2 protein-coding genes are annotated in these 5,472 nt (G+C 77.3%); both read left to right on the top strand.

The window, feature by feature from the left end; all coding sequences use genetic code 11:
- Positions 1 to 214 precede the first annotated feature (214 nt).
- The gene (locus ABZ567_RS32180) at positions 215 to 4,321 is read left to right on the top strand and encodes a trypsin-like peptidase domain-containing protein (protein ID WP_360796905.1); all 4,107 of its coding nucleotides are present in this window, start codon (positions 215 to 217) and stop codon (positions 4,319 to 4,321) included.
- 31 nt (positions 4,322 to 4,352) lie between these two features.
- Positions 4,353 to 5,321 (top strand): bifunctional riboflavin kinase/FAD synthetase, encoded by a 969-nt coding sequence (locus ABZ567_RS32175; protein ID WP_360796902.1) that lies wholly within the window; start codon positions 4,353 to 4,355, stop codon positions 5,319 to 5,321.
- The last annotated feature ends 151 nt before the right edge of the window (positions 5,322 to 5,472 follow it).

Genomic DNA, 5,472 nt, shown 5'->3' with positions numbered 1-5,472 from the left:
CCGCCCTTGCGCCACCCCCGGCGCGCCCCCCCCCCGGGGGGGGGGCCCCCCCCCCCCCCCCCCCCCCCACGGCGTTCCCCCGGAAGAGCCTGTCCGGCGGAACGCCGAAGAATCACCCCATCGGGGAGGCGCTCGAAGTGAACGGGGGAGTGCCGGGGGGCGCGTTCGCCCGTGTGGGCCGTCGCGTGATCACCGGCGACCTACCGTCGACACCATGGGACGCGGGGACCTGGCGACGCTGGTACGGATCTGCGATCAGGCGGGCCGGCCGCGCGGCACCGGATTCCTCGCCGACCACCACGGAACGGTCGTCACCAGTCACGAAGCCGTCGACGGGCTCAGCCGTGTCGTCCTGCACGCCCCCGGCGACCGGACCTGGCTCGCCGAGGCCGAGGCCGTCACACCCCTGCCGGAGAGCGGCCTGGCCCTCGTACGGACCGAAGGCCTCGGCGTCCACCCGCTGCCGCTCGCGACCCGCCCCGAGGTCGAACCCGGCACGTACGTGAGGATCGCCGCCCGAGGCTGGCGCGAGGCGCGGGTGCTCGGCCCCGCCACCGTCACGTACGTCGCCACCGACCGCTTCCACACCGTCGCCGACGCGCTCGAACTCGCCATCGGCACCGAGGGCGCCGAGGCCCTCAGGCTCGGCGGAGAGGCCGCCGGCGGCCCCGTCCTCGACACCGCCACCGGCACCGTGCTCGCCGTCCTCGGCACCGCCCTGCACGGTGACCGCAAAGCCGCCGGATACGCGGTGCCGCTGCGGCCCGAAGGCCCCCTCGGCGCCCTGCTCCGGCGCAACGCGGCGACCGTCCCTGCCTACGGGCCCGACCTCAACCTCGCCGGAATCCTCGAACTCACCGCCACCTCCACCGGACCCGTACGGGAACCCGACCCCTGGCCCGAGCCCGTCGAACGCCCCGAGTGCGTCCGCGAATTCGCCCGCTTCACCGCGGGCGACGCCCCGGTCCTCGCGCTCGTCGGCGCCCCCGGAACCGGCCGCACCACGGCCCTCGCCGCCCTCTGCGCCCGCCGCGCCCGGGGCGCGGCGCCCGCCCCCACCGTCCGGCTGCGCGGCGCCGACCTGCGCGCCGAGGACCGCTCCGTCGCCGACGCCGTCGGCCGCGCCCTGCACCAGGCGGGCCGTGTCGTCGCCGCCTCCGGGGCGCTCGGCGACACCACGGCCGCCACTCCGGAACGGGCCGCCGCCCTCGCCCACGAGGCGGGCCGCCCGCTCCTCGTCGTCCTCGACGGCCCCGAGGAGATGCCACCGCTCCTCGCCCACCGGCTCGGCGACTGGACGGCGTCAACCGAGAACTGGCTCCGCGCCCACCACGCCCAGCTCGTCACCGCCTGCCGCCCGGAGCACTGGGACCTGGCCGGCGCCCTGTACACCCCGAGCGCACCACACCGGCCGACGACGGGAGCCGGGGACCCGGCCGGGGGCGGAGTCGGGGACCGGGACGGGGCCGCAGCCGGAGCCTGGAACCAGACGGGGGACGGAGCCGGAGCCGGGGACCGGGCCGCGGCCCCAGCCCGGGACGGAGCCGGGGACGGGCCGCCCGCGCTCGTTCTCGGGCCGTACACCGCGTCGGAGGCGCGGGCCGTACGCCAGGGTTACGGCCTCGGCGAGACGGACCTCGCCGAGGCCGACGCCCGCCACCCGCTGGCGTTGCGGCTGCTCGCGGAGGTACGGGCCGCGCTGCCGGGGGACGTACCGGGGCGGCCCGGACGCCAGGAGATCTTCACCGCCTACCTGGACCTCCTCTGCCTGCGGATCGCCGTCCGGATCGCCGCCGGTTCGCGGCCGCTCGTCCGGGGCACCGCCGTACGCCGGCTCGCCGCGCGCGTGACCGGTCAGGTGCACGAGGCGGCCCGCCGCTGCCTGGGCCCGGGGCACGGCGTCCTCGACCGGTCCTCCTTCGAGGAACTCTTCCCCTGGCGGGACGGCTGGGCCTCGGCCGTCCTCACCGAGGGTCTGCTCGTCCCCGCGGGCTCCGGCTACCGCTTCGCCCACGAGGAACTCGCGGACTGGGTCCAGGCGGCCCACCTGGACCTGGACGAGGCCCTGCGGGCGCTCCTCTTCGTGGGGGCGGGGGCCCCGGGGCCGGAGGACCAGGGCGGGGCGGACGTCTCCGGCTTCGTGGGGTCGGCGGCCCCGGTGCCGGGTGGCCCGGGACGGCCGTGCGGATCGCACGTTCCCGGCTTCGTGGGGTCGGCGGCCCCGGACCCGGCGCCGACAGGACCTGCAGGACCGGGTGGATCCGCAGGGCCGGGCGGACCGGGTGAACCCGCTGGACCACCTGGCCCCGCCGGACCGGGCGTACCCGCTGGACCCGGCCCGCTCGTCGGACCGGGCGTACCCGCTGGACCGGGCGTACCCGCTGGACCGGGCGTACTCGCTGGACCGGGCGTACTCGCTGGTCCTGGCGTACCCGCTGGTCCTGGCGTACCCGCTGGGCCTGGCGTACCCGCTGGTCCTGGCGTACCCGCCGGTCCGGGCGTACCCGCCGGACCGGGCCTACCCGCCGGGCCGCCAGGACCCGTCCGCCCCCCGGGGCCCGCCCGCCCCGCCGACCCCTGCGCCGCGCCCGTCGTCCCCCGGCAGCGGGTGGCCGTCGAGGGGGCGCTCGTCCGCCCGTCCGGGGGGCAGCCGCCGGTCGCCGCCGCTCCGGCGCCGCCCGTTCCGCGTCACCGGATCGGCCCCGTCCTCCAGGCGCTGCTGCTGCTCCACCACGAACGCGGTCCCGCCGCCCTCGCTCCGCGGCTCGGTGTGCTCGCCGAGGCCCTCGGGCGCTTCGCCGGGGCGGAAGCCGGGAGCTGTGGTGACGGGCCCTGGTGGGCCTCGCGGTTGTTCCTGGAGTGCGTGCGGCGGCTGCCGGACCCCCGGCCGTACCTGCCCGCGCTGCGGCTGCTGGCCGACCTGATCGGAGCCAGGGCCGCGCGGCACGCCGTGTTCGCCGCGTTCGGGCCCGGGTTCTGGGAGGGGCTGCCGCTCGGGGAGGACGAGCGGATCGATCTGCTGCGGCGGCTCGTGCCCGCCGACCCGCCGCCCGGCCGGGACGACGGCGACCGGTGCCTCGACGCCGTGGCGGGGATGCTCGCCGCGGACCCCCGGGGCGTCCAGCCGCTCCTCTGCCGCTGGTTCGGCGACGACCGCCCCCTCCCCGCCGCCCCGCACGCGACCGTCGCCACCGCGGCTCAGGCCCTGCTGCACACCCATCGGGCGCTCGCCGTCGACGACCTGTGCGAGGCGCTCGTCGCCACCGCCCACCCGCTCGCCGACGGTCTCCTCACCGCCCTCGCCGAGGACGAACCCGCCGCCGTCTGCCGGGCCGTCGACCGGTGGGCGCATGACGACGGCCGTCCCGAGCGACGCGTCGCCGCCGCCACGTACGGCCGTGTGGTCGCCGGTCGCGCCATCACCCCCGCCGACCGTGAACTCCTCCGCTACGCCGCCCTCGCCCTGCTCGCCCGCCCCGGCGACCAGGCCCTCCACGGCGCCGCCCTCGGCCTCCTGATCCGGGACCCGCACACCCGAGCCCGCCATCTGCCCCGCGCCCTCGTCGAGCCCGGGGTGCCCGCCGACGCCCTCGTGGAGGCCCTGGCGACCGACCCCGGACCGGTGCTCGGCGCCCTCCGGGCCCGACTGCACGGCACGGGCGAGGCTCCGGCCGCCACCCTGCACGCCCTCGCGGAGGTCGACACGCCCGCGCTCACGCGCCGGATCGCCGCCCTCGTCCGCGACTACGTCGCCCGTCACCCGGAGGGCGCCGGGCACGTGGCCGATTTCGTCGACCGGCGGTTCGAGGACGGCCCGGCGGCGCGGGCCGTGCTGTTCCCGCTGGTCGCCGGGCTCATCCGGGGCCGCCCCGCCGCGGTCCGCCGCGCCCTCGCGCCCGTCCTCGCCGCCCCCGGCACAGGCGCCTCCCGCCATCTGCGGGGCGAGCTGCTCGACGTACTCGTCGAACACGAGCGGTACGAGGCGGAGAGGGGGGAGTTCAGCGTCCTGGAAGCCCTCCTGACGGCCGCCGCCGAGGGCGCGGAGCACCGCAGCGAGCCGCGTACCAGGGAGCTCACCCGGCGGGTCGGCGCCCTGTGGACCCGTACCCCCGAGGGCGCGGGTCGGCTGGACGCCGCACTCGCGGGACTCGCCCACGCCCGGCCGCCGTTCGCCGTGCTGGTCGCCCGGTGGACGGTCGCCGCCCCCGCCGACTGGGTGCCGCTGCTCGGTCCCGAGAGCCTCCAGGCCCTGCGGCGCCACGGGACTTCCATGCCGATGCGGACCGACGGGCGTGGGCATGGCAGTCTTAGACCTGCGTAATCGGCGAACAGGCGGACGAGGAGCGGTCACAGTGCAGCGCTGGCGTGGCTTGGAGGACATTCCCCAGGACTGGGGACGCAGCGTCGTCACCATCGGCTCCTACGACGGCGTGCACCGCGGGCACCAGCTGATCATCGGGCGGGCCGTCGAGCGCGCCCGGGAGCTCGGCGTGCCGTCCGTCGTGGTCACCTTCGACCCGCACCCCTCCGAGGTCGTACGGCCGGGCAGCCATCCGCCGCTGCTCGCCCCGCACCACCGGCGCGCCGAGCTGATGGCCGGCCTCGGTGTGGACGCGGTGCTCGTGCTGCCGTTCACCGCCGAGTTCTCGCAGCTGTCCCCGGCCGACTTCATCGTCAAGGTGCTCGTCGACAAGCTGCACGCGAAGGCCGTCATCGAGGGCCCCAACTTCCGCTTCGGGCACCGGGCCGCCGGAAACGTCGCCTTCCTGTCCGAGCTGGGCGCCACCTACGACTACGAGGTCGAGGTCATCGATCTGTACGTCAGCGGGTCCGCGGGCGGCGGGCAGCCCTTCTCCTCCACCCTGACCCGCCGGCTCGTCGCCGAGGGCGACATGACCGGCGCGGGTGAGATCCTCGGCCGCCCGCACCGGGTCGAGGGCATCGTGGTCCGCGGCGCGCAGCGCGGCCGCGAGCTCGGCTTCCCGACGGCCAACGTCGAGACCGTCCCGCACACCGCGGTCCCGGCGGACGGCGTCTACGCGGGCTGGCTGACGGCCGCGGGCGAGCGGATGCCGGCGGCCATCTCGGTCGGCACGAACCCGCAGTTCAACGGCACGGAGCGGACGGTCGAGGCGTATGCCATCGACCGCGAGGGACTCGATCTGTACGGGCTGCACGTGGCCGTGGACTTCCTGGAGTACGTGCGCGGGATGCTGAGGTTCGACACCCTGGACGACCTGCTCCTGGCGATGGCGGGCGACGTGAAGCGCTGCCGCGAGCTGACGGAGGCGTACGACCGGGAGCACCACACCACGGCCTGAGAAGCAGGGGCAGAGACGCAGAGCCCCCGCACCCGTGGAGCGGGCGCCCTCCGGCCGGGCCGCGCGTCGGCCTTTTGAGGCGGTGCAGCGGCTGCGAGCGCTCCGCGTGCAGCGCGGTCAGCGCCCGCGCCCGCTCGGCGTCACCGCGCGC

This window comes from Streptomyces sp. NPDC016459 (genome assembly GCF_040632845.1).
Classification (GTDB): domain Bacteria; phylum Actinomycetota; class Actinomycetes; order Streptomycetales; family Streptomycetaceae; genus Streptomyces.
The sequence above is the reverse complement of the archived record's forward strand: the minus strand, read 5'-3'. Positions and strand labels throughout refer to the sequence as shown.